The organism is Methyloceanibacter marginalis, assembly GCF_001723295.1.
GTDB lineage: Bacteria > Pseudomonadota > Alphaproteobacteria > Rhizobiales > Methyloligellaceae > Methyloceanibacter > Methyloceanibacter marginalis.
The window spans coordinates 1-1672 of record NZ_LPWD01000213.1 but is presented as its reverse complement, the minus strand read 5'-3'; the positions used below and the strand labels follow the sequence as shown (position 1 = coordinate 1672).

The following is a 1672-nucleotide window of genomic DNA, read 5'->3' as shown; positions in this document are numbered from 1 at the left end:
TGCGGAGCTCGCCGAGGATCTCGGCATCAAGCAGGTGATCCGCGCGCGCAACGGCACCATGGTGCGGCTGTTGCCGCAGCCGGCCGAGATCATCGACGACGTGCCAGTGGGGCGTCTGTATCGCGACGGCATCATTCTGACGAGCGCCGACGAGGGGCAGGTCCGAGAGCGCCGCAAGCTGAGCTTCGCCGGCATCGTCTCGGTGTCGCTAATCCTCACCACCAAGGGCGAGCTCGTGGCCGATCCGGAGATCGCCCTGAATGGGCTGCCGGAGGAGGACAATCAGGGGATCCCGCTCTGGGAGATCGCGCGCGATGCGGCCATCGGCACCGTGGAGAGCATCCCCCGTCCGAGGCGCAAGGATCCCGCGCTCGTGACCGAGGCGGTGCGCCGCGGAGTGCGCGCAGCCATCAACCAGGCCTGGGGCAAGAAGCCCGTGTGCACCGTGCTCACGACGGTGCTATAGCGCGCAATAAGCGTGCTATCGCGCACCCGAGACGCCACTATTGGGCGATATTCGTCCCACGATTTTTCGAGCTGGAGCTGAGTTTCATGATTGGCCGTTTGAACCATGTCGCCATTGCCGTGCCCGATCTGAAGGCCGCCACCGCGGTCTATCGCGACACCCTGGGCGCCACCGTGTCGCCGGAAGAAGAGCAGCCGGAACATGGGGTTAGCACGGTTTTTATCGAGCTTCCGAACACCAAGATCGAGCTCCTCGGCGTCCTCGGCGAAGGCTCGCCCATCGCCGCCTTCCTGGAGCGCAATCCGAACGGCGGCATCCACCATCTCTGCTACGAAGTCCCTGATATCAAAGAGGCGCGCGACCAATTGCTGAAAGAGGGCGCGCGGGTGCTCGGCAGCGGCGAGCCCAAGATCGGCGCCCACGGCAAGCCCGTTTTATTCCTGCATCCCAAGGACTTCTGCGGAACGCTTGTGGAGCTGGAGGAGGCTTAAGCGGCCATGAGCCTCGTCTTTGCGCTCGCCATCTATTTCATCATCTGGTGGATCGTGCTGTTCGCCATGCTGCCCATCGGCGTACGCACGACCGAGGAAGCCGGCGAGAAAAGTTCGCCCGGGTTCGCAGAGAGCGCGCCGCACCGGCCGCGTCTCTTGCCGAAAATGCTCGCGACAACAGTGGTTTCTGCGATCGTTTTCGCGGGCGTCTACGCTGTCATCGTCCACAAGGTGATCAAGATCGACGACATTCCGTTTTTCCCGCGCTACGAAGCGGTGCAGGAAAGCCGCTAAGCCGGCACGCCGGACAGCAGACGAAAAAAAAGCAAGGTCTGCTCGACCTTGCTTCAGTATCTTGACTCCTTGTCTCTTCAACCGACCTGGTTCGCCGTCACGGGCAACCCATCGAGGCCGGTCAAAAAGCGGCAGCGCCCATGCATTCGCATGATTAGCGCGCCTGGAGTACTTCCTCCCAAGACTTGGACCTAGTCCAATCTCTCAACGCTTCACTCCCGAGATCGAAAGGTCCCGAACGCTCCAACGTTGTGTGGGGACACTAGCCTAGCCGCGCCAAATTGTCACCATCATTGTGACCCGTCGCCGCAGAATTATGCGTCATACTTTCCGGTCAAAGGAACGCAAGACGAAATCAGGCAATTATCCAGTGTCCGCGGTTGGAAAATCTGCCCAAGTTCCAGGCAACATTTGCGGCCGC

At 61.3% G+C, this 1672-nt stretch carries 2 protein-coding genes and 1 pseudogene; all 3 read left to right on the top strand.

What is annotated here, in order from left to right; translation table 11 throughout:
* Positions 1-466, top strand: a pseudogene (locus tag AUC71_RS19395) (MBL fold metallo-hydrolase); the annotation flags it as partial.
* 86 nt (positions 467-552) lie between these two features.
* Complete coding sequence (mce, locus tag AUC71_RS08715; protein ID WP_069623956.1) at positions 553-957, top strand: methylmalonyl-CoA epimerase; 405 nt, start codon at positions 553-555, stop codon at positions 955-957.
* 6 nt (positions 958-963) lie between these two features.
* Entirely contained in the window at positions 964-1251 is a 288-nt protein-coding gene (locus AUC71_RS08710; RefSeq protein ID WP_069623955.1) for a DUF1467 family protein, read from the top strand.
* Positions 1252-1672: the final 421 nt, after the last annotated feature.